The organism is Streptomyces sp. NPDC059003 (assembly GCF_042740445.1).
Taxonomy (GTDB): domain Bacteria; phylum Actinomycetota; class Actinomycetes; order Streptomycetales; family Streptomycetaceae; genus Streptomyces.
Window position 1 is genome coordinate 114,879 of record NZ_JBHYJH010000005.1, and the last position, 21,830, is coordinate 136,708.

At 69.0% G+C, this 21,830-nt stretch carries 19 protein-coding genes; 9 read left to right on the top strand and 10 right to left on the bottom strand.

Features of this window, described 5'->3' with window-relative positions:
- The first annotated feature begins 139 nt into the window (after positions 1-139).
- The 3 genes from ACFWZ5_RS04745 (at position 140) to ACFWZ5_RS04755 (ending at position 3,255) form a co-directional block, all read left to right on the top strand.
- Entirely contained in the window at positions 140-1,963 is a 1,824-nt protein-coding gene (locus ACFWZ5_RS04745) for an albusnodin/ikarugamycin family macrolactam cyclase (protein ID WP_384890340.1), read from the top strand.
- 220 nt (positions 1,964-2,183) lie between these two features.
- On the top strand, positions 2,184-2,687 hold the full coding sequence (locus ACFWZ5_RS04750; protein ID WP_384890342.1) for a lasso peptide biosynthesis B2 protein: 504 nt from the start codon (positions 2,184-2,186) through the stop codon (positions 2,685-2,687).
- Positions 2,688-2,700: 13 nt separating this feature from the next.
- On the top strand, positions 2,701-3,255 hold the full coding sequence (locus tag ACFWZ5_RS04755) for a GNAT family N-acetyltransferase (protein WP_384890450.1): 555 nt from the start codon (positions 2,701-2,703) through the stop codon (positions 3,253-3,255).
- A gap of 92 nt (positions 3,256-3,347) precedes the next feature.
- On the opposite strand, the gene ACFWZ5_RS04760 is transcribed toward ACFWZ5_RS04755, so the two are convergent.
- Positions 3,348-4,244 (bottom strand): glycosyltransferase family 4 protein, encoded by an 897-nt coding sequence (locus ACFWZ5_RS04760; RefSeq protein ID WP_384890344.1) that lies wholly within the window; start codon positions 4,242-4,244, stop codon positions 3,348-3,350.
- Positions 4,245-4,425: 181 nt separating this feature from the next.
- On the opposite strand from ACFWZ5_RS04760, the gene ACFWZ5_RS04765 reads away from it, so the two are divergent.
- The 6 genes from ACFWZ5_RS04765 (at position 4,426) to ACFWZ5_RS04790 (ending at position 12,271) form a co-directional block, all read left to right on the top strand.
- Positions 4,426-5,880 carry a hypothetical protein gene (locus tag ACFWZ5_RS04765; RefSeq protein WP_384890346.1) on the top strand — a complete coding sequence of 485 codons (1,455 nt, stop codon included), beginning with the start codon at positions 4,426-4,428 and terminating at the stop codon, positions 5,878-5,880.
- Positions 5,877-7,793: a hypothetical protein gene (locus ACFWZ5_RS04770; RefSeq protein ID WP_384890348.1), complete on the top strand. Its 1,917-nt coding sequence runs from the start codon at positions 5,877-5,879 to the stop codon at positions 7,791-7,793. The genes ACFWZ5_RS04765 and ACFWZ5_RS04770 overlap by 4 nt, the downstream gene beginning before the upstream one ends.
- Positions 7,790-9,940, top strand: a complete 2,151-nt coding sequence (locus ACFWZ5_RS04775) for a hypothetical protein (protein WP_384890350.1) — start codon at positions 7,790-7,792, stop codon at positions 9,938-9,940. The genes ACFWZ5_RS04770 and ACFWZ5_RS04775 overlap by 4 nt, the downstream gene beginning before the upstream one ends.
- Positions 9,940-10,434, top strand: a complete 495-nt coding sequence (locus ACFWZ5_RS04780; RefSeq protein ID WP_384890352.1) for a hypothetical protein — start codon at positions 9,940-9,942, stop codon at positions 10,432-10,434. Before ACFWZ5_RS04775 ends, ACFWZ5_RS04780 begins: the two co-directional genes overlap by 1 nt.
- A gap of 135 nt (positions 10,435-10,569) precedes the next feature.
- Entirely contained in the window at positions 10,570-11,010 is a 441-nt protein-coding gene (locus tag ACFWZ5_RS04785) for a hypothetical protein (RefSeq protein ID WP_384890354.1), read from the top strand.
- A gap of 76 nt (positions 11,011-11,086) precedes the next feature.
- Positions 11,087-12,271 (top strand): MFS transporter, encoded by a 1,185-nt coding sequence (locus ACFWZ5_RS04790; RefSeq protein ID WP_384890356.1) that lies wholly within the window; start codon positions 11,087-11,089, stop codon positions 12,269-12,271.
- 110 nt (positions 12,272-12,381) lie between these two features.
- Here ACFWZ5_RS04790 and ACFWZ5_RS04795 read toward each other — a convergent pair whose 3' ends face one another.
- The 9 genes from ACFWZ5_RS04795 to ACFWZ5_RS04835 all read right to left on the bottom strand — a co-directional run bounded on the left by ACFWZ5_RS04795 (position 12,382) and on the right by ACFWZ5_RS04835 (position 21,785).
- A complete protein-coding gene (locus tag ACFWZ5_RS04795; RefSeq protein WP_384890358.1) occupies positions 12,382-12,573 on the bottom strand; it encodes a hypothetical protein in 192 nt (63 codons plus the stop codon).
- Positions 12,574-12,686: 113 nt separating this feature from the next.
- Entirely contained in the window at positions 12,687-14,483 is a 1,797-nt protein-coding gene (locus ACFWZ5_RS04800; RefSeq protein WP_384890360.1) for a hypothetical protein, read from the bottom strand.
- A gap of 195 nt (positions 14,484-14,678) precedes the next feature.
- Positions 14,679-14,930: a hypothetical protein gene (locus tag ACFWZ5_RS04805; RefSeq protein WP_384890361.1), complete on the bottom strand. Its 252-nt coding sequence runs from the start codon at positions 14,928-14,930 to the stop codon at positions 14,679-14,681.
- A 91-nt stretch (positions 14,931-15,021) separates the two neighbouring features.
- A complete protein-coding gene (locus tag ACFWZ5_RS04810) occupies positions 15,022-15,681 on the bottom strand; it encodes a 2'-5' RNA ligase family protein (protein WP_384890363.1) in 660 nt (219 codons plus the stop codon).
- 96 nt (positions 15,682-15,777) lie between these two features.
- Positions 15,778-16,773, bottom strand: coding sequence for an endonuclease/exonuclease/phosphatase family protein (locus ACFWZ5_RS04815; RefSeq protein WP_384890365.1), 996 nt, complete (start codon positions 16,771-16,773; stop codon positions 15,778-15,780).
- A 56-nt stretch (positions 16,774-16,829) separates the two neighbouring features.
- Entirely contained in the window at positions 16,830-17,762 is a 933-nt protein-coding gene (locus tag ACFWZ5_RS04820) for a hypothetical protein (RefSeq protein WP_384890367.1), read from the bottom strand.
- 95 nt (positions 17,763-17,857) lie between these two features.
- Positions 17,858-20,152, bottom strand: a complete 2,295-nt coding sequence (fxlM, locus tag ACFWZ5_RS04825; protein WP_384890369.1) for a methyltransferase, FxLD system — start codon at positions 20,150-20,152, stop codon at positions 17,858-17,860.
- A gap of 57 nt (positions 20,153-20,209) precedes the next feature.
- Complete coding sequence (locus ACFWZ5_RS04830) at positions 20,210-20,785, bottom strand: AAA family ATPase (protein ID WP_384890371.1); 576 nt, start codon at positions 20,783-20,785, stop codon at positions 20,210-20,212.
- Positions 20,766-21,785: an NUDIX domain-containing protein gene (locus ACFWZ5_RS04835; RefSeq protein WP_384890373.1), complete on the bottom strand. Its 1,020-nt coding sequence runs from the start codon at positions 21,783-21,785 to the stop codon at positions 20,766-20,768. Before ACFWZ5_RS04835 ends, ACFWZ5_RS04830 begins: the two co-directional genes overlap by 20 nt.
- Positions 21,786-21,830: the final 45 nt, after the last annotated feature.

Genomic DNA, 21,830 nt, shown 5'->3' on the forward strand with positions numbered 1-21,830 from the left:
CCTACCTCCCCCGCCCGCGCGGGGGGCGCGAACCCCCCCCCCCCCCCTCCCCCAACACCCCCGCCCCCCCCCGGTGGGGTGGGGCGGCCCCCCCCCCCCCCCCACCACCACACCCCCTGCGACCCATCTGGAGACGATCGTGATCTACGGAGGCTTCAGCACCACACGAGTCGTGCGCATGCGTCCCGTGGGCGCCGAATACGTGAGCGCCACCTCGTCGACTTGGAAGATCGGGGACTCCCCGGCTCGCTGTATGACATCGGGTGACGGACACCGGCGCGTCCTGCTCCTGGGGCACTGCGGGGCCACCGACCTCGAACTGAGTCGTCTGTCCGGCGCCGAGCTGCCGGCCAACATCACCTGGCGATGGCCCGGCGTGTACGCGGTGATCGAGGAGTACCCGGACCGAGCTGTGTTGCACACCGACCCAGCCTCCGCGTTCCCTCTCTACGCGACGCCCTGGCAGGGCAGTTGGGCCTGGTCGACCTCGGCGCGGCTCCTCGCCGGCCTCACCGGAGCGTTAGTCGACTCGCAGCGGCTCGCCTGTTCTGTCCTTACTCCCTCGGTGCTGGCCCTGGCCGATGCGAGGACCTTCTTCATGGGCATAGAGCAGCTGGCCCCGGGAAGCCGGATCGAACTCCCTGCCGACGGCAGCCGACTGCAGGCCACGGTGCGATGGCGACCCGATCCGGTCTCGGGTGCCCCGCACCACCGTCTGCGCACGGCCTTGACCGAGGCGGTGATCTTACGAGTGAACGGAGACCCGGACCTGTCGTGCGACCTGTCGGGAGGACTGGACTCCACCAGCATCGCCGTCCTGGCCGCGGTCTCCCTGCCCGCGTCCCACAGCTTGAACGCGATCACGATCCACCCCGAAGGCGACGAGAACGGGGCCGACCTGCGCTACGCCCGCCTGGCCGCCTCCGCACACCGCCGCCGGATCCACCACCATCTCCTGCCCCTGGCTACAGAACACCTGCCGTACACCGAGATCACCGCAGTCCCTCCGACCGGGGAGCCCGCTCCCTCGACTCTCACCCGCGCCCGCCTGGCCCGGCAACTGGACTGGATGCGTCAACGCCTGGGCAGCCAGAGCCATTTAACCGGAGACGGGGGCGACAGCGTCCTGTTCCAGCCGCCCGTACACCTCGCCGACCTCCTGCGCCACCGTAAGTGGCGACGCACGGTGAGCGAGAGTCTTGGCTGGGCACGGCTGCGACACATCTCCGTCATCCCGCTCCTGCGCGACGCCGCGTCCCTGGTCCGCAGCAGCCGCCTCGGCGCGCTCCAGAAGCTGGCTCACGTCGTCGCCGGAAACGGACATCGGTATGACGGCCAAGGCAACGTCGCCTGGTTCACCCCTTTGCCGCTGCCCGACTGGGCTACGCCCGCAGCCCGACAGCTGCTGCTCGACGCGACCGCCGAGGCGATCGACACCGCGGACCCATTGCCCGGCCTGGACACGTCGGTACGGGTCCTCATTGACGAGATCCGCGAGGTTGCCCGCACCGCTGCTGCCGATGCCGAACTCGCCGCCGCGCACGGCATCACCCTGCACAATCCCTTCCTCGACCCGCGCGTCATCGACACCGTCCTGCGCACTCCGATCGAGTACCGCCCGGCGGTCCATGCCTACAAGCCGGTTCTCGGCCGTGCGATGGAACACCTGCTCCCGGTCGCCGTCGCCCGCCGCAGCACCAAGGGCAGTTTCAACGCCGACCACTACGCCGGGATGCGTGCCAACCTGCCGACGCTCATGGACCTGGCCGACGGCCACCTCGCCGCCCTCGGGCTGCTTGAGCCGGACCGCTTCCGGCTCCACCTCCGCAAGGCCGCCGTCGGCGTCCCGATGTCCCTGGCGACGATGGAACAAGCGCTGAGTGCCGAGGCATGGCTGCACTCCCACCACGCCGCCGTGAACCCGGCGTGGACCACGCAGCCACCAGAGCATCCCTGTGACTGACCTGCCTCGATTCGTCACCGCTCCGTGCCACGTGCGAGCCCTGGACTTCGGGCACGTCCTGGTCCTGATCGACTACCGCTCCAACGATGTTAAATGCCTTTTCCCGGTGGCTGCAGCCCACTGGACAGCGGCTGCGCGAACCGGTCGGCTGAACCCCGCAGCCGCCACCTTGACCAGGCAGCTCCTGACCTCCGGGTTCCTGACTCCGACGGCCACTGCCATGCCCTGGGACGCCCCCATCGTGGCCTCGCCCGCGGCACCGAGCTGGGGAGGAGCCGAGCACCCGGCCGGTGTCAGCCCACCCCGGACACCACGTCGCCACAGGGCCCTCGCAGCCGCCGCTCTGGCATCCGTACTCACCATCGAGACCCTGGGGCCCGCGAGGTGCACGATGCAACGCCTCATCACCATGCTGGACGCCGCCGCGTCAGTATGCCGCCGACCAGCTACTCCCGCTGAAGCGACGGCCGCGGTCCTCGCCGTACGACATGCGTGCTGGCATTCCCCGGCCCGAACCGCCTGCCTGGAAGAGTCCACCGCCGCCGTTATCCTCCTCGCCGCGCGGCGGCTGTCCGTCACCTGGCGCCACGGCGTCGCGCCGGACCCCGTCCGCCTGCATGCCTGGGTGGAGACTGAGGACGGCGCCCCCGTCGCCGAGCCAGCCTCGACGCTCGCCTACACACCCGCCCTCACCATCGGAGACCGTCATCAGCACCAGCAATGAGCCGACCCTGTGGATCAGCACTGACACCTGCGGGCTAGGCCCCTACCGTGCCGACCTGGTCGAAACGTACTGGCGCTGGGAACAAGACCCCAGCCTCCTCGTCGGCTACGGACGACAGAGTCCCGAGTCACTCGAAGCCCGCACCGAGGGCATGGCCCACCAGCTCCGCGGAGAGAACATCCGCTTCACCATCTACGACCTGAGCACCGACACCCCGACGCCCGCTGGCGTCGCCACGCTCCTGCCGGACCACTCCGTACGGACCGCCGAGTACGTGATCATGCTTGCTTCCGAAGCCCGCGGCCACGGACTCGGTACCGCAGCGACCCGACTCACCCTCGACTACGCCTTCCACATCACCAACCTGCGGATGGTCTGGCTCAAGGTCCTCGCCCCGAACCGCGCAGGCATCCGCGCCTACGAGAAGGCTGGCTTCCGTACGGCCGGAACGTTGCGCGAGGCCGGGTACTGGCTGGGCGAGGTCTGCGACGAGATCGTCATGGACGCCCTCGCCAAGGACTTCACCGGCCCGTCCTCCGTACGGGCCGCGATGGACGATGACCGCTGATCGTCCGAGCGTCGTCAGGGCACCAACATCGCTTCATACCCACGCCCTGGGCGCTGCCTCGATCCCGTGATTCGCCATGAAGCCGTTCATCTTCAAGCACGGCAAGGGCCTGTGGCCCCAGAGCCCAGAGTTCTCCCTTCGGTGTGCCAGGGGGTGGACGGGAACGCGCGCAGCGCCGAGGCGACTTCCAAGGCGGCGGTCCGCCAGGTGGGCAGGGTGCGTTGCCGCTGCTCGGCCAGAGTTCTGAGCCGGTCGCGCAGCCGCACCTGGCACATCCACTCCTCGAGCGCTTCGGCCCAGGCAGCGCTGTTCCCCGCGGGTAGGAGCCGACCGGGTCGCTCGAGGACGGTTTCGCCGGGAAAGTGAGCGTGGCCCACCGCCTCCTGTACGCCGCCGACATCGGAGGCGTACACGGGCAAGCCGCGTGCCAAGGCTTCGGTGATCACCATGCCCCATGGTTCCTTCTCCGGTGAGTGCACCAGAAGGTCGGCCCATGCGTAGGCGGCGTCGAGTTCGGCACCGGCCAGCGGGCCGAGCATCTCGACTTGGTCGGTGAGACCCTCCTTGGTGACCAGGCTGCGGAGATGGGTGGCGTAGGAGGCATCCGGCTGAGCGCCAGCGATCTTCAAATGCCAGCGCAGATCGCGAGGGAGCGCAGCGAGCGCCGCGAGGAGCGTGGTGTGTCCCTTCCTCGGAGTCAGACTCGCCACTGACAGCAAATGACGTCCGCCGCTGGGAGTGCCGGGTGCGCTGGGGGCGAGGTGAACTCCGGGAGGGGCTACGTGGACGCGTGCTTCAGGCAGACCGTGCTGCTCGGTGATCTGGGCGGCCGTCCAGCGGCTCGTGGCGACGGTGGCGTTCGCGAAGTGCAGGGCTTGGCGCTCAGCCTGGTTGAGGTCCCGGGCCGTCTGCGGGTCCAGGCCGGTCTCGTCGGCGAGCGGCAGGTGCACGATGACCACCTGCCGCAGCCGACGCGACGCGGCCTGCACGATCTCTGGAACTCCGCAGGTTCTTTGCCCAGTCGCGTGTTGTTGGCGCGTCGTGTTGCTCGAACTCGGCGCACTGCCCCTCACTCGGTCGGGGGAACGCTGGCTGTTGTCATGGTGGCATGACGTGCGGTTCTGCAGGCTTTGTTGGGTGAGGTGGAGGGTCTTCTTTCACGGGGAACGCGTGGATCTGCCCCTTGGGTCCAACAACCCGGTCGTGTTGCGGCATTGGGATGTCCTGGAGCGAGCGATGGCACGCCCGCGACGACTCGGCCAGCCTTTCCTCCTCGATCCCCTGGGCGCCCCGGATCTTCGGGTGAACGGGTGGTTCGATAGTGACGAGATTCGTGGCCTGGGGCGAAAGACGTGGGCGAAGTACGCGTACAGCCTGGTGGTGTGGCTCAACTTCCTCTGGGCGTACGAGCGGTCCTGGTACGACGTCGAGTCGACGGTCGTGGAGGCGTTCAAGGTCTGGCGGATGCAGGACGGGCGCAACCCGAGGCCGGTCGAGAGCGGCACCTACAGCGACAACCTCACCAACATCCGCCTGTTCTACGTGTGGGCGGCGGCCGAGTTCCAGGTCCCCAATCCGATCCGGACGCGCCGAACCCGCGGGAGGCGGTGGGATGGCACGCAGGCCGAGAAGGTGGTGACCGACCCGAAGGCGAAGCGCGACCGCGATGTGAAGTGGTTCGATCCGGCCGGGTACGAGCGGTACAGGGACTGCGGCCTGCTCGGGCTGACGCTGGAGGGCGACGAGGATCCGGGCTGGCGGGGCCGTAACGGGCAGCGCAACGGGGCCTTGGGTGATCTGCTCTACGGCACGGCCCTGCGGCTGGAGGAGGGTGGATCGCTGTTGCTGGTGGAGCTTCCTCCGGATGACCCCGACCGCGGCTTCTACACCTGCCACATGGCCGAGCAGTGCGCCAAGGGGGACTATGCGCGGAAGTACTGGATGCCGCGGAACTCCTTGCTGTCGGTGCTGAGTTACGGCGAGGGTGAACGGGCGCGCGCGGTACGTCGGGCTCAGACAGGGGGACGCTATGAGCGGATGGCCGGGGCCCGGCTGCTGTCCCGGGTGCTGCCGGAGCGACGGGTCCGGCTGATCGCGCAGGACGGCAGGGTCAGCGAGGTGTCGCTGGACTCGCTGGGCCCGGAGTCGCGCCGTCTGCTGCTCAGGGAGACCCCGCAAGGTCTGGAGCCGGCGGCGCTGTGGCTGAACGAGGACGGAATGCCCCGCGATCCGCACGGCTGGGAGCACACCTTCACCGAGGCCAACAAGCGTCTGCGGCGGCTGGGGCTGGAGGGCTTCGCGGGCGCGGCGCACATGCTCCGGCACAGCTGCGCTCTGCGCTGGTTCTCAGTGGGACGGCTGCTGTTCGACAAGAAGTTCGCGCACTTGGACGGCGAGGAACTACGCGATCTTCGCCACGAGTTCGGCAGCACCTGGGACCTGATGCGGCTGCTGCTCGGCCATGCGGATCAGCGCACGACGAAGGACATCTACTTAGAGCCGTTCGAGGCGCTTGAGCTGGAGATTCTGTTGCTGCACGCGGGTAACAGCGGCATCGCGGACCTGATGGCGTCAGTCTACGGGGCCGACCCGCGGGTGCTCGGCGATCCGGTGGCACGAAGGTGAGCCGCGGACGCCCGGCGGAGATGCCGGAGGCCGGCTATCGCGCCCCGCAGCGCCTGTTCTTCGACGACGGGCAGTGCCGGGTCCGCTTCACGTCCGAGCAGGACGGCGACGTGATCGACTACGACTTCGGCCTCTTCGCCGTGGCTCGCCCGATCCAGGAAGCCTTGGCCCGCGCATTCGACGCGCACGTCGGCCCCTCCGGGGAGGTCAACAGTGTCAGCGCCGCGCAACAGACCTTCCTTCACCTCGGACGCTTCCTCGACTTCTTGGCGACGGACCAACGCGCCCCGTCGGTGCCGAGAGACCTGGTGCCGCGGCACCTGAGCGAGTACCTGCTGAGCCGAGGGGAAGCGCCCACGGCCGTGAGAGAGGCGAGTCGGCTGCGCTCCGTGCTGCGGAACGTGGAGGGGCTGACCCCGCAGTTCGCCGCCAAGTGCGCCGAGGGGGGCCTCATCCGGCGCGACGCCGGCGGCTCGCGCGGCAGTTACAGCCTCGCCGAGGAGAAGGCGATCCTCGACGTCGCGCGGAGGACGGTGCGGTCGGCGGCGGGTCGCATCCGGAAGTCCCGCGAACTGCTGGACGAGTGGCGTCAGGGCCGGATCCAGCGGGAGACGGATCCCAAGCTCTACGAATACGCCTCGATCCTGGACATGGTCGAGACGAATGGGGAGTTGCCGCGCAACAAGTGGAATGGCGCCCTGGCAACGTGGATCGCCCGGCACGGCACCGTGGCCAGCCTGACGACGCAGCTGCATCTGAGCGTGAGCGAGGCGTGCGCGATCACTATTTTGCTGGTGCGGCTGACTGGGGAGAACGGCTCGACGATCATCAAGGCGCCGGCGGCGTTCCATCGCACTGACGGAGAGGCCGGGCCGCTGTCCACGGTCCAGGTGGATCTCAGTAAGCCGCGGCGGGGCCGGCGCCGCTACATGACCGCTGCTTTGAGCGACTTGCCGCCGTGGGCCGCTGCACCGCAGGAAGATGGGGAGCTCTCGGCCCGCGACGAGCTGCACACGCCGTTCGGCCTCTACACGCTTGCGCTGGAGCTGACTGCCTCTGCCCGGCGGATCAAGGGCAGCGACCGGCTGCTGGTCTTCTGGGTGCCCACCGCGACGGCGGGACCCCGGCACAAGAGGGCGGCGGTAGTCAAACCCCGTCACCAGCCGGGCCGGGGGTTCCGTGATCAGCTCTCGGTCTCGGCGGTCGGGTACTGGGGAGCCAGGCTGAACCTGGTCGCCGAGGAGCCGGGGCCGGACGGCGAACCACAGCGGCTGATCGTGGGCACCGGGCGGATGCGACTCACGCACACGGTCCGGGAGCAGAAGCCGGTGGCTCACACCCGGCAGACGCTGGCGGATACGTATCTGCGGCGCGACAAGACGAGTCTGCGCGAGTACCAGAAGGTGGTCGCCGATGTGCTGGACAAGGAAGTGCTCAAGGCACGCACGGCGGGACGCATTCAGCGGCTGACCCCGGCAGACGTCGCACAAGCCATACGCGAACCGGAAGCGGTCGCCCGCCGGTTCGGCGTGAGCACGGAGGTGATGCGCCTGCTGGTCACGCGGGACGCCGACACCGTCCTGGCCGCCTGCACCAGCAACAGCGACAGTCCGTACAGCCAGCCCGGAGAGCCCTGCCGGGCCTCGTTCCTCAAGTGCCTGGAGTGCCCGTGCGCCCGCGCCATGCCCCATCACCTCGTGGTCCAGGTTGCCGTCCGCGACATGATCGAGGAGAGACGGGCTCACATGACGGCGCTGCGCTGGGCCGAGCGGTTCTTCCTCCCCTTCACTCAGCTGGAGGACCTGCTCCGGCGGGCTGGTGAGCGGGCGACGGCTCGGGCCCGGCGGCAGGTGGGCGAGGCGGAGCGCGAGCTGGGGCGCAGGCTGCTGGACGGGGAGTTGGACGAGCGATGAGCACGGATGACGCCGCACTCGACCGTCCGGCGGATGTTGTTCCGGGACCCGACGCGCTGGTTCTGGAACGCAGAAGACTGCGGCCCGGCACCGACCAGGCCAAGCTGTCGCTTCTGGCCGACATGCGGTGGGATCTGCGTCCGGGGATCTTCGAGGACCACATGGGCGCCGTCACCCTCAACTTCGCCCTCGTGCCCGAGCGGTTCCGCGAGATCACCAAGATTTACATCTGGCAGGAGCTGAACTGCGAGGAGGATCCGCCGAGCCTACGCCGGGCGAACGTCAGTGGGCGCCTTGCGGTCTACTCCATGATGGGCCAACTCCGGGTTCTGCGGGTGTTGTTGGACTGGCTTGAGCTGCACGGCTTCTCCGAGGTCTCACAGATGACGAGCGAGGACCTGGAGGACTTCCTCGACGCGGTCCGGGACGCGGAACTCACCCATTCCAATCGCTGCGACATCCTGCAGTGCGTCCGGCGGCTCTGGGCCTTCCGTGAGCAGTTGCCGGCCTCGGGGCGGTTGCCGCAGGCACCGCCCTGGGGCGGCAAGGACTCCCGCATCCTGCTGGGGGCAAGCAGGCGGAACCGTGAGAACTCCACCGCGCGGATCCGGGAGGCCACCATGGCGATGACCGTGCTCTGGGCGGCACGTTTCGTCGAGGACTTCGCCGAGGACGTGCTCGCCGCCCTGGAGGAGTTCCGGCCGCTGTTCGGGTTCCAGCCCGGCCGCTACAGCCCCGGCCCACACCGCCGGTCCCGCACCCCTGATCACTACGGAGCGACCCCGGAAGCCGCCGCCCTGATCGAATTGTTCCGTACGGCCGGGCGTGAGCTTCCGGGCCGGCAACGAGAGGATGGCTCGTGGGAGCCGGACTGGCCGTTTCTGGCGAAGCTGTTGAACCTTTCGCCCCGCGCGATGCAGAAGAATCAGACCTTTCGGCGCATGTTCCTCGGCTCTGGGCTCCGGGTTGCCCACGGCACCTTCCTGGCGGTGCGGCCGAAGGGCCGGCTGGACGGCGAGCCCTGGGTGGACAACATCCCCTACGCGGAGGTCAGGGTGCTGGCGCGGATGTTGTCGACCGCCTGCGCGGTGCTGGTCCTGTATCTGACCGGATGCCGCCCGGGAGAGGCACTCAGTTTGCAGCGCGGCTGCTTGCGGCGGGACAGGGTGACACAGCTGTGGGAGCTCCACGGCCGCAAGTGGAAGGGCGCCCGGGACGAGAACGGAGCCAAGATCCCCGAGGGGCAGTTCCGCGACGACCCTTGGATCGCCACCGATCTGGTCGCCACGGCCGTCCGGGTCCAGGAGCGTCTTCACGACTCCGACGTCCTCTTTCCGGCCTGGCTCGTGGTGGACGGGCGCAAGCCGCGTGACGTGGGTGTCGCCCGCACAACGGCCAAAATTAATAAGGACTTGAACAACTTCGTGACCTGGGTCAACGACTTCTGCAGTCGGCACGGCCGGACCGATGTGATCCCGCCCGACCCGAGGCGTCTGACCTCTTCGCGGCTGCGTCGCACGCTGGCGTGGTTCATCTGCCGTCGCCCGCGCGGACTGGTCGCCGCGGCAATTCAGTACGGGCATCTCCGCGTTCAGATCACCCAGGGCTACGCCGGGAACTACGCCTCTGGCTTTCCGGACGACCTCGCGTTCGAGCGGTGGCTGACCCGGCTGGATGACCTGCAGGGAGCCGACCGCCGGTTGAAGGCCGGTGAGCACGTCAGCGGCCCAGCCGCCGACGCTTACCGGTCCCGGGTGACAGGCGGGGCAACGAAGTTCGCAGGACGGGTGCTCCGGTCCGGTCGCGATGCCCGGCACGTGTTGGGGAATCCGGCGCTGCAGATCTATCCGGGCAAGGGCATGACCTGCGTCTTCGCCGCGCCCACCGCGCGATGCGAACTGGAGCCCTCTCTCGACGACGCCCATGTCACACCGGACACCGACGGCTGCCACCCGGCCTGCGTCAACCTCGCCCGCACCGAGGAAAACATCAACGAATTGCGCGCCGAGGCTGCCGAGTTACGGTCGAAGGTCGAGGACGAGGCCAGCCCGCCAATCCGCTGGAACCGAGAACGCCGTCGCCTTGCCCACCTCGACCATCTGATCGCCGAGCACGAACGAGGGCGACCCGGCCCTGGAGCGTGTTGATGACCGAGGTGGACCCGCCGCAGGAGTTGTGCCTCAAGTTGCGAGCAGCAGCAGACCGGCTGCTGGCCGGAACCCCGCTCCACTCCTCCGGCAAGCTCACCATCCTCGACCTGGCCGAGGAAGCGCAGATCAAGCGTTGGCTGCTCACGCACAAGTATCCGACCACGCTCCTGGCCCAGTACCAGGCCGAGTTCAAGGCGGCCCGGCACAAGAGCCAACCGGTCCAGCAGGCCGAGGCCACGATCGCGAAGCTCCGCGACGAACTGGCCGCAGTCCGCAAGGAGAAGCGGACGCTGACGGAGCTCGTCCGCACCTATGCCGTCATGATCGAGCAGTTGGCCGGCGAACGCGCCGAGGCACTCGACGAGCGAGACCATGCCGTTGCTGCCCGGGATGCCGCCTTGGGCGTCACCTCGTTGCCGCCCAAGGACAAGCGAGGGGACGGTGCCTCCTCACGGTCCTCGAGCCGGACCCACCGTCCTCTGCCGCGCTGACAGCCCCGGACTGCCCCAGCGGGCGGGCGCGCGGAGTGCCGCCTATCTTGCCGCAAACCCATGTCGGGACGTCGCAGGCGCCGTACCGTGGCCAGGTCGGCCGACACCAGGATCGATCGGAGCGAGGGGGATGTCGTGCACATCGGTCCCAACGTGGAGTTGGCCCGCGACATCGTCGAGCGGCTACGGGTGCTCGAACCAGGTGACGCCAAGGGATTTCAGTACGTCGCCGACACGCTCCGTCTCTGGCAGGTCGACCTTCACCTGCTCCCGGGCGGATACCCCGTCGGTGAGCCGTCGCGGGTACGGATCGAGTACGGGCTCGCCCAGACGCTGGAGACCATGGAGAACGGGCCCCGGGACGCCGAGTTGGACCGGGAGAACATCACCTTCCACATCAATGTCCTGACTGCGGAGGTGGGCCCGCGGCCGAGCCCTGCGAAGGTGGAGGAGCCCGATCTCCCGGCCATGAGCTGCAGTGGCTCCTCCCCGTGGCGACGGGAACCCGGGCTGATGCCCGTCATCACCGGCATCGACGACGCAGGACGCTTCGCCATGGACTTCCTCTGGGCGTAACGCTCGACGATCTGTTCAGTGGTGCGGCGCTGCAAGCGGCCGGCGCCGACGGCCCGATACTCAGGGAGCGGAGCGAGTGAGCAAATCCGTTGATGAGGCGCAGATCGGCGAACAGACCGAGCCGCCCGTCGCGGTGCGCCGGACGCGCTGGCTACTGACCGGCTATTTCGCGAGCCAGGGCGTAATCATGGCGACCTGGGCGACCCGCCTGCCGGCCGTGAAGGAGGCCGTGGGAATCAGCCCCGGCAGGCTGTCCATCGCACTCCTCGCAGCATCACTCGGGATGATCGTCATGCTGAGCGTCAGCGGTCGGATAGCCGAGCGCCCCCGGGGCACCTCTCGTCTGCTGGTGGGCGCCGTGCTCACCCTCGGCACGGCGCTGGTGCTGCTCGGCCAGGTCCGCGCCTTCGGCGCTCTCGTCGCCGTCGCGGTGGTCTTCGGCTGCGGGCAGGGGTTGCTGCTGGTGCCGCTGAACGCGGCCGGTGTCGCAGTCCAACGACGGTTCGGCAAGCCGGTCATGGCGAGCCTCCACGCGTCGTACTCGATCGGCGCGGTTGGTGCGGCCGGGGCCGCGACCGCCACCGCCCGCTTCTCCCACACGATCGTGTTCACCGTGGTCGGCGCCACCGTCATCATCGCGGCGCTCGTCACCGCCCCGGCCACCTTGTCCCTCGCCGAAGCGGACACACCCACATCGGTCCCGGACTCGACGTCCCGGCGCCGGGGCATGGTGTGGCTGCTGGGGGTGATGGTCGCCGCCGGCCTCATCACCGAGGGCACCGCGCTGGACTGGTCAGCGGTCCACGTCCGCTCCCTCGGGGTCTCCGCGACCACGGCGGCCGCCGCCTACTTCGCCTACGGCATCGGCATGGCCATGGGCAGGCTGACGGGCGACGCGCTCACCGTGCGCCTCGGCCCGCCAAGACTGCTTCGTACCGGCGCCCTGGTGGCCGCGGTCGGGCTCGGTGCGGGACTCGCCGCCTCGAGCACGGCCATCGCCGCACCCGCCGCGCTGATCGGCTGGGCCGTCCTGGGCGTCGGGCTCTCCCCGATCGTGCCCCTGCTCTACACCACGGCGGGTACGTACGGCCCCCGCGCCGTCGCCTCGGTGAGCACGATCGGCAACATCGGGCTGCTGGCGGGCCCGGCGGCGGTGGGCGGCATCGCCACCGCCGCCAGCCTGACGCTGGCTCTCACCGTGCCGGTCGTACTGGCCGCTGCCCTTGCCCTCGCCTCCCGCACCGTTGCGGTTCTCCGCTGATCTGTGTCCGCATGTCAGGCGGACACGCCGAGTTCCTTGCGGGTCCGCTGGACGAATTCGCACACGGCCGGCTCGCGCCGCCACGGTTTATGGGCGGCGTTGAACTGAACTCACGGGCGTAGTCCCTGGCCCGGCTCGACTGAGCGACGGCCCACCTCCAGGCCGGCGACCACGGACTTGAGCTCGACAACCGCATCGTCGACATCCTCGCCCGCGTCCTGGACGGTGGTCCAGGCGCCGAACTGCTGCTGCCGCAGCCGGTCGGGGTACAGGCCGTACCGGCCTCGAGGCGGGTACGGCACGATGAACTCCTACTTTGCTTCCGGGAGTTGTGCGCGCGTCGCGCAGCGGAGAGTTCCCGTCCACGTCATGCGGGATGCGGCATGGCGTGTGCGGTGGTCTCTCGCCCCCGGGGTCAGTCGGGCATCGTGATGCTGACGAAGCTGCTGCGGAAGTTGGTGACGTTGCTGTACTGATCGGTGTTGAACGGGGCGTCCACGGCCTCCAAGGGGGCGCGGGCGCCCGACCAGTAGCCGCCCGTCTTCTCCGCGGAGACGAGTCCCGCTCGATAACTGCGGCCTGGTTCCACGCCGGTGAAGACCTTTTCGTAGCGCCAGTAACCGGAGTCGGAGCCCGCGCCGAAGGTCATGCGGCCCAGCCATTTGCCCAGGTGGCCCTCTTCGGCCAGGAAGAAGGTGCCGCTGAGGCTGGGCCTGGAACCGTCGCGGAGGTTGTCCCGGTACCACCACCACAGCCAGTAGTACTGGGCCCACGCCTCGAAGGTGACGATGAGGCCCGGCTCGCCGTTGTTCATCGTGGCCGGGGTCAGGGTGAACTGGTGCTCAAGGCGGGACCAGTCGCGGGCACCGTAGGCGGTCAGGAGCTTCCCGGTCACCGGGGTGCCCCTCTCGGCCACGTCCTCCAGGGCGGGCGGGGCGGGCGGCACCGGCGGGGCGGGCGGCACATACCGGTTGACGCCCCGGTGGACGAGGAGCAGCACCTCGCGCTCGAGGCCCTCCGGGCCGTCCTTGAACGGCAGCAGGGCAGGCGTGTTGTTGGAGTCGTGGCCTTCCATCGCGACCGGGCGGCTCCAACTGCCGTCGCTGGTCCAGGTGGAGTGGTTCAGCCTGTCGTCGTACATGGCGGGGAAGACGGCGTGCAGCTTGCCGTCGAAGGAGGCGAGCGCGGCACCACGGCGGGACTCCGGCGTGTGGTCCTCCTGGCCCTCGGGAATCGTCTCGCCCTCATCGGCCCAGGTGGTGCCATCGAACCAGCTGTGTACCAGCGCACCCCCCTGCAATTCGGTTCCGTCCTCGTGAATGGCCCCGGCCCTCGGGGATACACGCACGAGCAGGTGCAGCTTGCCCTCGTGCACGGTCAGGGCCGCGTTGCCGGGCCACCCGTACTTGTTGAGACCTTCCCGGCTGAGCGCGTCCCGGCCCCCGCCGCAGTACGGCAGTGAGGGACGGGACGGGTCCCTCGTGTACGTGGTGGGGTCCTCGACCGTGATGACCGGCGTCCACTCGCCCTTGGAGTCACGGACGTAGTGCTGGGCGTACGCGCTGTCGGGGTCGACGAAGACCAGGTGCACGGCCCCGTTGTACACGGCCAGACCGGGCGCCAGCGGCAGCTGTGCGTTCACCCAGACCGGACGGGCTTCGGCCCACCTCGGCTTCCCGTCGGCGCCCTTCTCCAGCTGGGTCTCCCACAGCGACGTCGCCTGGAGCTGCGGTTTGCCCTCCGCGTCAAAATGCACCGAGTCGAAGTTGGTGAAGACCATCCGCAGAGTGCCGTCGTCGTTGACGATCGCCGGCGTCTCGGCACTGTCGAGCCCGTCGGCGGTGTCGTCGGGCGTCCACCTGCGGGCCTTGTCCAGAGCCTCGGCCGCGACCGTGACGCCGTCCTGCCACTGCTGCTGCTCCTCGTCACTCGCGCCCTCGGGCAACGGCACACTGGCCTGCTCCAGCACGGTGACGAACGGCAGCAGCGAGGCGGGACTGAACGAGGTCCAGTGGAGCGGGAGGTGGCTGTACCCTTCCTGCCGCGCGCCGCGGTGCACGCAGTACAGCGTGCCGTCCACCTCAGCCAGGGCGGGAGCGGCAACGCTCAGATGGTCGGCGAACGCCGTCCCCTCGCTCCACCCACGGTCGGTCGTGTAGACCGCCCGCCACAGATTCTGGTCATCTTCCTGCTGCTGAACGTCGCCAGCCACGTGCCCCTCCTCGCGCAATGCCGTGACCGCACCACCGACGACCCGTCAGGTCCGCCCGGACGCCCCACGACCCCAATGAACAGCACGGACGGTAGCGATGCGGTGACATCAGGCGAGCGGTGACTGATCAATCCGTCTGGAACCCGCGCACGCATGACCGGAACTCGCTGCCACGCAGCAACACACACAGACTGGCTAGAGAACGCAGGCGATCAGTCCGTCCCAGAGCGCCGTCGAGCCCTCGGGCAGGGCCTCCAGGATGCGGGAAAGCTCCCGTCGGTCGGCGTCCGAAGGGCGGGGCCACGTGCCGGCCACCGGCGTCAGGTTCATCCGGTATCCGAGTTCACCCAGCTCCCGCAGCAACTCCAGGTCGTACCGGTTTCCCCCGCTGGGGCGCTGCGGGTCGTCCACGCCTGCCGGAGCCAGAAAGTGCACAGGGTCGTACATCCGTTGTCTCCCTGATCAACGAGGCGCCAGCCCGGTGCACATGATGCGTCCGGCCCGGCTTGGCTGGTCAACGTCTCGACCTAGAGCGTGCTCACGACCGGCTCCCACCGAGGGGCACCTCGGCCAGCACCTCCCACATGATCTCGCGGCGGTCATGCCATTCCGCGACCAGGGTGAGCGTGGTGACCGGCACCGTCACCTCGCCGCCCGGCACGTCGGACAACAACACCTTGAGCCTGGTTCGGTCGGCCAGGTGGGCTTCGCCGCCGGCGTAGGCATGGGACAGGTGCGGATAGGCCGCCTTGGGGATCAGCGGCCACCGGTCACCGACCACGGCTTGCTGCGCCTGCCACGTCATCTCCCACAGGGCCCTGTGCGGGGCGCCCGGATATCCCTTGGACTCGATCGCCACGTTCCCGATGTCCGGCCGCGACAAAGTCACCTCGAACGGTGCGATATCGGCAGCCCGTTTGGCGACCTTGGCCACCAGCTGGTCGACTTCGGCGTCGGTCGCACTGTTCTGCGGGCCGGCGTGCAGGACCGTCAGGTGCATCCACTGCGGCTGCACTGGGCACAGGCCGGGCTCCTCGGCGAGGGCGCGATACGGCATATACAGCTGGTCCCGGGCGATGTCCGGGTCCGGGATGATCAGCCAGTGCAGGTCTTTCCGGCCGGGCGGCCAGGCGTGCTGGCGGTTCTCGACCCGGGAAAAGAAGTCCTCCACGTCAACGCCCCCCTGCCACTTGGTCACTTCGCTGCCACGCTACCGGGAGGCGATCTCCCGCACGGGCCGGTCCGGGTGAACCGCCGGAGCCCCAGGGCGGGTTCGGCGCCATGATTCGCTGCATCATTGCTCCTCGCTGATGTTGAGGGGGTCAAAGTCGGCATAGACCGGAAGATGGTCGGCCGCATCCTTTGCTGCGGGGCTCCGGTGAGTCCGGTAGCTAGTCAGAGCGGGAGCGACGGAGCGGGTGGCCAGGATCAAGTCGATACGCCGCGCACCCCAGGGGTCAGGATCACCCCGCCCGTCCTCCCAGTGCCCGGTCGTCGCCTGCCACGGGGCGCCCAGGTGGGCGGCGGCATCGACCATGAATCCCTTGCGCAGCAGCGACTGGGTTGGCTGCCGGTCGGCCAGCTGTATCCCCCCGATCGAACCGTCCTGCACCTGGAATTCGAGGTCGTCGTGGTCCATGTCGAGATACGGCTCGTCGTCGTAGTACCGGCGTCCGCCATCGCCGTCTTCGATCTCGGCTGCGGAGATCGAGTTGAAGTCGCCCACGACAAAACCGGGTTGGACTCCGCCGGTCTGCCGGAAGGTCCCCTTCAGGCGCAGCGATTCGTTGGCGCGGAAGTCCTTGCGGAACGGGTCGCCGTGGTAGCTGGCGACGAGCACCGGCTCCCGGCCTCCGACGTCGAAGCGCGCGGTCGTGCACCCGTGCCAGAAGTCCGGTGCTCCGTACGGCCGGAAGGAGTCGTCGACCAACTGGACGGTGTCGGGGTTCCACAGGATCGCGGTGAACCAGGGGCGGTGCCAGTTGGCAGCCATGGCGGCGCCATGGGGGTGGCCCGCTGTCGGCCTCACCGTAGCTGTCAGGTTGCACTCCTCGGCGAGGTCCTGGATGAGCCGGGCGGCCTCTGCTGCCCAGGAGCCGTGGGGGGTGGCGCTTTCGTCGATGACGATCTCCTGGAGCCCGAGTATGTCGGGGGCGATCTCCTGGATGGCCGTTACCCGGGCGGCCCACGAGCTGGTTCCTCGGGTACTGGGAGTGAGTTTGTAGGCGTTGAAGTTCGCGATCCTTCTTGTCCTCATGGCTTCCCTTGCTAAGCAGATGAGTTGGCGCATGCCTCGTGCGAGTGCGGGAGCTGTCGCCCGGGGCGCAGCCCGGCACAGGGGGCGGGCTACGCGGTCAGCTCGTAATGGCTGTGGTAGACCTCGACGAGCAGGTCGAGGTCGTACACTGCGGCGACGGTGTGATGGTCCGAGAGCCCCTTCATGTCGACGACCTCGACCGACACCAGCGCGGGCAGGAGCAGGCTGCCGGTGTAGATGCGATCCACTCGGTGGGCGGGCCCGTGAGTCTCGCTCGCGTCCACGGTCGGCGCCACGGGCGTCGCGTCTTGCTGGGCGAGCGCGACGTGCCGGGCGGCGTCCTCCAGCCCTGCGATCAGCATGGTCCGGTCCGGGCGGGAGTCCATGACGCGCTGCCCGTCAGCGGTTTCGTAGCTGCGGTGGGCGCGGTGCTGAAGGTCTGCGATCTGGTCCAGGCGCGGAATCGGGGTCTCGCCGGCCACCAGGCGGGCCGGATCGACGTAGCTGTTGCAGTCCATGCCTATGCCGAGCACCGGGAGCTTGCGGGCGGTCCTCTGGCCGCGGTGCTCGTACGTCACGACTCGGTCGGCGAAGCGGGTCACGTCGTCCGCCTGGATCTCGCGGAGCGCGGCGGAGTTGTACGACAGATGGCCGCAGGCCGTGACCATGTCGATGTTCTCGGTGCCGTTCACGCGCAGCGTCATGGCCGTGGGGTGCAGGAGCCAGTTGGGCCAGTGCGTTTCCCAGGTGGTGATCTCCGTGAAGACTTCGGGGTCGTAGTACAGGGCAGTGGCGCCGAGTCCGGGGCCGAGGCGGCCGGCCAGTCCGACGATGCGCTTGGACTCGTTGAAGAGGGTGGATCCGGCTCCCGACTCCGCGTGGCCTGGGTTCTCCTGGCGGCACAGGATCGTTGGCTTGATCTTGGCGAGTCGTTGGTGCATGTCGAGCCATAACGCGCGGCTTCCGAATCCGTTCTGCTCGAAGTTGCAGGTCACGATCTTTATGCGGCGAGGGTGTGGCATGGGGTCGCTTTCCGGGTGGGTGGGGCGACTGATGTCGTACTGAGAGGCTTCCGGGAGCGGCGGAGACCGCGTGCGGGGTTGTGACGGGCCCGGCATCAGAGGCTGGTGCGGTGAGGGTGCGTCCAGTCAAAGTCGAGGAGCGTGTGCTGCTTCGCGACGGTGCGGGCGCGGGTCGGTTCGGTGTCGCCGTTGAGACGAGAGCGGATCGTCAAGCGGGGAGCGTCGCGGACGTGGTGGTCGCGGTCCCAGATGATGACCTGCTGCGTCATCTCCTCAGCGAGCTGCTCGGCGGCCGGTCCGTAGGCGTGGATGACCCACTCCCACGTCGAGGCGGTGGTCTGCTGGAGCAGCAGGCGGGCGAGGGACCCGTCTCGGACCACGGCAGCTGCGTCCCAGCCCTTTGGGCGCTCGACGATCCCCGTGTCGAGTTCCGGGTCGACGGCCAGGCGGCAGAAGCCGTCCATGGTGGTGGCGAGCCACAGCATGAGCTTGTCGAAGGAGGTGTTGCCGGGCAGCGTGACGCCGGTCCGACGTTCGAGACGCGGCGCCTTAAGCGCCTGGGTGAGCAGCTCTGCGTCCGCTGTGCCGCCCTCGGGGAAGCGCACGCGGATCTCCCCGCTCCGTAGGGACACGACGTCTTCCACCCGGGCCCCGGCTCCCTGCATGGGGACGAAGCCGCACACCGTGTAGGAGCGGCTGACCAGCTCGTCGCCGCGCTTCTCGAAGGCGATGGCCCAGCTGTATCCGTGGATCCTCAGCGGGACCACCAGACGGCCGCCCTCGACGAGCGGAGTGATCCAGGTGGGAGGGATGTCGAGGGCCTGGACGGTCACGAGGATCGCGTCGAGGGAGCCTTCGTCGGTGAGGCCGGGAGCGCCGTGCTCGCCGTCTCCCAGTACGACGTGCACCCGGTCGTAACCCGCGGCGGGCAGGAATCGCGCGGTGCGCTCGACGACGTACGGGTCGATGTCCAGTGTGGTGACCTGCCCGTTGGGGCCAACGAGTTCCTGCATGAGTGCGGCGTTGGGGCCGTTGGATCCGATCTCCAGCGCGCTCTGGCCGGGGCCGAGTGCGGCCTCGCGGAGCATGACGGCCTGCAGCCAGGGCGCCGAGACTGTGCTGGTGGCCCGGCCGTTGCCGTCGCACTTGGTGGTGACGGTCGCGTCGGCTGCGGCGTACACGGTCTCCAGTGGGATGCCGGGGAGGAAGAGGTGGCGACGCACACGCCGGAAGGCAGTCTCGACGGAGGCGTCGTCGATGTAGCCCTGGTCGATCAGCTGGTCGGTCATCTTCTGGCGCAGCCGGTGGCTCTCGCGCGCCTGCTCGGGGTCCTCGGGTGGGGCGGGCTGGAGGACGCGGTTGCGGTGCACGGGCGGCAGCCCTTTGAGGAGACCGGGCCAGACGCAGTCCAGTACGTGCGCGGACGGCGTGAACAGCGCGCCCGTGAGCGCGGGGAGGTCGCTGGGCCAATGCCATTCCCAACGGTGGAACAGGTCGGGTTCGGTCACGGTGGGCATGCCGTGGTGAGCTGTGACGCGGACGGCGGCGGTCAGCCGCGGGACGTCGTGGGTGGTGTCCATCAGGACGGCGAGCACCTGCGCGTCGTCCACCGAGGCTTCGAGTCCGGTCTCCTCGGCCAGCTCGCGGACGGCCGCCTGCTCGAAGGATTCACCGGGGGTTGGCTTGCCGCCGGGCAACTCCCAGACCCCGCGTACGGATCGGCCCAGCAGCACGCGGCCCTGCTCGTCGGTGACCACGACACCCGCGCCGATGAGGCCCTGGGGTGCGGGGCGTCGCTTGTCGGCGAAGGACACCGGACCGGCTGCAGGCTCTCGGAGCACCAGCACGGCCATGCCGTCGGCGTCGAACCGCTCCGCCGCGGCCCATCCGGCCGTGGCCAGGGCGATCTCGTCTTCGTCGAGGGCGATGTCACGCCGGTCCGTGGGGACGGCGTCCGCGAGCGAGGTGATGATGCAGACCGCTCCGCCGGGGCGCAGCTGCTCACCAAGACGGTTGAGGAGCCAGGTGCGGTTGTGTAGGAATGCGTAGCTCAGCCGGAGAGTGATCAGGTCGTACGCGTCATGGGGCAGGGCGGCGAGGTCGTCGTGTTCGATGTCGTGGCGCAGGAAGCGTACGTCGGCGTCGTCCGGGGCCTGCGCGGCGGCGAGTTCGATGGCTGACTCTGCGTAGTCGACGGCGTCAACCGCGTACCCCATCTCGTTGAGGTAGAGGGCGAGTTCGCCCAGGCCGCAGCCCACGTCCAGGGCGACGGCGGGGCCGGCGGGGCGAAGGGCGGTATCCAGGACGGCGCGTTCGGAGTCGGTCAGGGCCCGGAACGTCTCGCCGCGGGCGTAGTGGTCGTGCCATTCGGCCTGTTGCGTGTATCCCACTGAGGCTGCTCCTTGTGGTCGAAGAGGGGGAGGGTCAGGCGTTGCGGGCGGGCGGACTCAGAGGTCGCGCCGGGGCAGGCCGGCGAGTCCGGTGTCGCGCATGATGAAGTCGACGGTGCCTTCGAGTGGACTGCCGGTGCCGATGACGGTCTCGACTTTTCCGGGCAGCAGGTCCCGTTCGCGATACCAGTCGCGCAGCTCCTTCTCGGTGACCTGTGCGAGGTACTCGGGATCCTGTTTGGTCGCATGACGTGCCAGGGTCTCGGCGAGAGGGATGTCGAGGTAGTAGCAACACGTGGTGCCGCGGTGGTCGTCTGCGAGGGCCTCCAGCATCTGCCCGTAGCGGTCGGCGTACAGGATGCCTTCGACGACTACGTGATAGCCCGCGTCGAGCGCGTAGCGCGCCACCGTGGAGATCAGACCGATGTTGGAGGCACCGGGCCGGTCTCTCTCGCGGAGCACGACGCGGCGGAGATTGTCCTGCCCGACCAGCGCCAAGCCGCGGCCGAATCGATCACGGATCCCTGCTGCCACCGAGGACTTGCCCGAGGCGGAGTTCCCCCGGATCACGATCAGGCGGGTCTCTTCGCTTCCCACGATCACCCCGGGCACCCTACTGACGGCCAAGGGCATCGAGGCCCTCAGCCAGTCCTGCCAGAAGAGGGGAGTCGGTCTGCGGCATCAGCCGCAATCGGGTCGGGCCGTCCACGGGGTGGGCGATGGGGTCGTCGGGCTGCTGGAAGTGGATGGCGAAGTGCCGTCCGGCGCGCAGGGTCTCCAGCCCGGCGTGTGCGTAGGCGACCATGCCTGAGGGGAGGCGGTCCAAGGGGTACCAGGCCATCCCACTGCACAGATGGGGCTCGCGGATCTGCGGCTCACCCTCCCAAGAGCGGACGACACCGACGATGCCCATGCGGACGGAGCCTTGAGGGCTGCGGTGATGGACGGTCGCGGCGATCTGGACATCCTGGGGGGCGACTACGACGCCGGTTTCCTCGGCGACCTCGCGGACGAGGGCCTCGACGACGTCCTCGTGGCTCCCGTCGACGTGGCCCGAGGGCATGTGCCACAGGCCCGAGGCATAGACATTCCCGGCCCGGCGGGTGAGCAGCACCTCCCACCCGGTCGTGCCGGGACGTACCAGGGCCGCGTGCACGTCGATGGGCGCGGCGAAGCGCTTGCTGGCCGCCGGTCCGGGATGCGGTGGCGCGGGGGCAAGGCCGCGGTGCTGTCTGAGGACGGCGGCGGTGCCCGGGTCCGTCAGGAGCCGACCGGTCATCTCGGGGGCGGCCCAGTGGCACATGACGCCCTCGGTGAGCGGCAGGGCGGAAGCGTCGCCGTCCCAGTGGCCGAGGAACACCTGGACCGCTTCCTCGGTGCCGTCGGGCGCGGTGCGCGTGGAGATGGTGAACGGCGCCAGGTCCTGGAGGGCCAGTCCGATCTCCTGGTCGAGTTCTCGGGTGATGGTCTCGTGCAGCGGCTCGTTGCCTTCGCGTTGGCCACCGATCAGGGACCACATGCCGGGGCAAGCGACGATGCCGGGCTTGTTGTCGCGCAGATGCAGCAGGTAATGGCCGGCACTGTTGACGATCAACGCTGCCGCTTGGGTGGGCTCGGGGACGTGTGGGGGCATGACGATTACCGCCTTGGAGTGATTAGTGGCAATAAAGGCCGGAAG

Excerpts from the sequence above, each read along its gene's own strand:
- ACFWZ5_RS04750 (WP_384890342.1), top strand. The coding sequence starts at position 2,184 with ATGCCCTGGGACGCCCCCATCGTGGCCTCGCCCGCGGCACCGAGCTGG.
- ACFWZ5_RS04775 (WP_384890350.1), top strand. The coding sequence starts at position 7,790 with ATGAGCACGGATGACGCCGCACTCGACCGTCCGGCGGATGTTGTTCCG.
- ACFWZ5_RS04780 (WP_384890352.1), top strand. The coding sequence starts at position 9,940 with ATGACCGAGGTGGACCCGCCGCAGGAGTTGTGCCTCAAGTTGCGAGCA.
- ACFWZ5_RS04805 (WP_384890361.1), bottom strand. The coding sequence starts at position 14,930 with ATGTACGACCCTGTGCACTTTCTGGCTCCGGCAGGCGTGGACGACCCG.
- ACFWZ5_RS04815 (WP_384890365.1), bottom strand. The coding sequence starts at position 16,773 with ATGCGCCAACTCATCTGCTTAGCAAGGGAAGCCATGAGGACAAGAAGG.
- ACFWZ5_RS04820 (WP_384890367.1), bottom strand. The coding sequence starts at position 17,762 with ATGCCACACCCTCGCCGCATAAAGATCGTGACCTGCAACTTCGAGCAG.
- ACFWZ5_RS04830 (WP_384890371.1), bottom strand. The coding sequence starts at position 20,785 with ATGCCCTTGGCCGTCAGTAGGGTGCCCGGGGTGATCGTGGGAAGCGAA.
- ACFWZ5_RS04835 (WP_384890373.1), bottom strand. The coding sequence starts at position 21,785 with ATGCCCCCACACGTCCCCGAGCCCACCCAAGCGGCAGCGTTGATCGTC.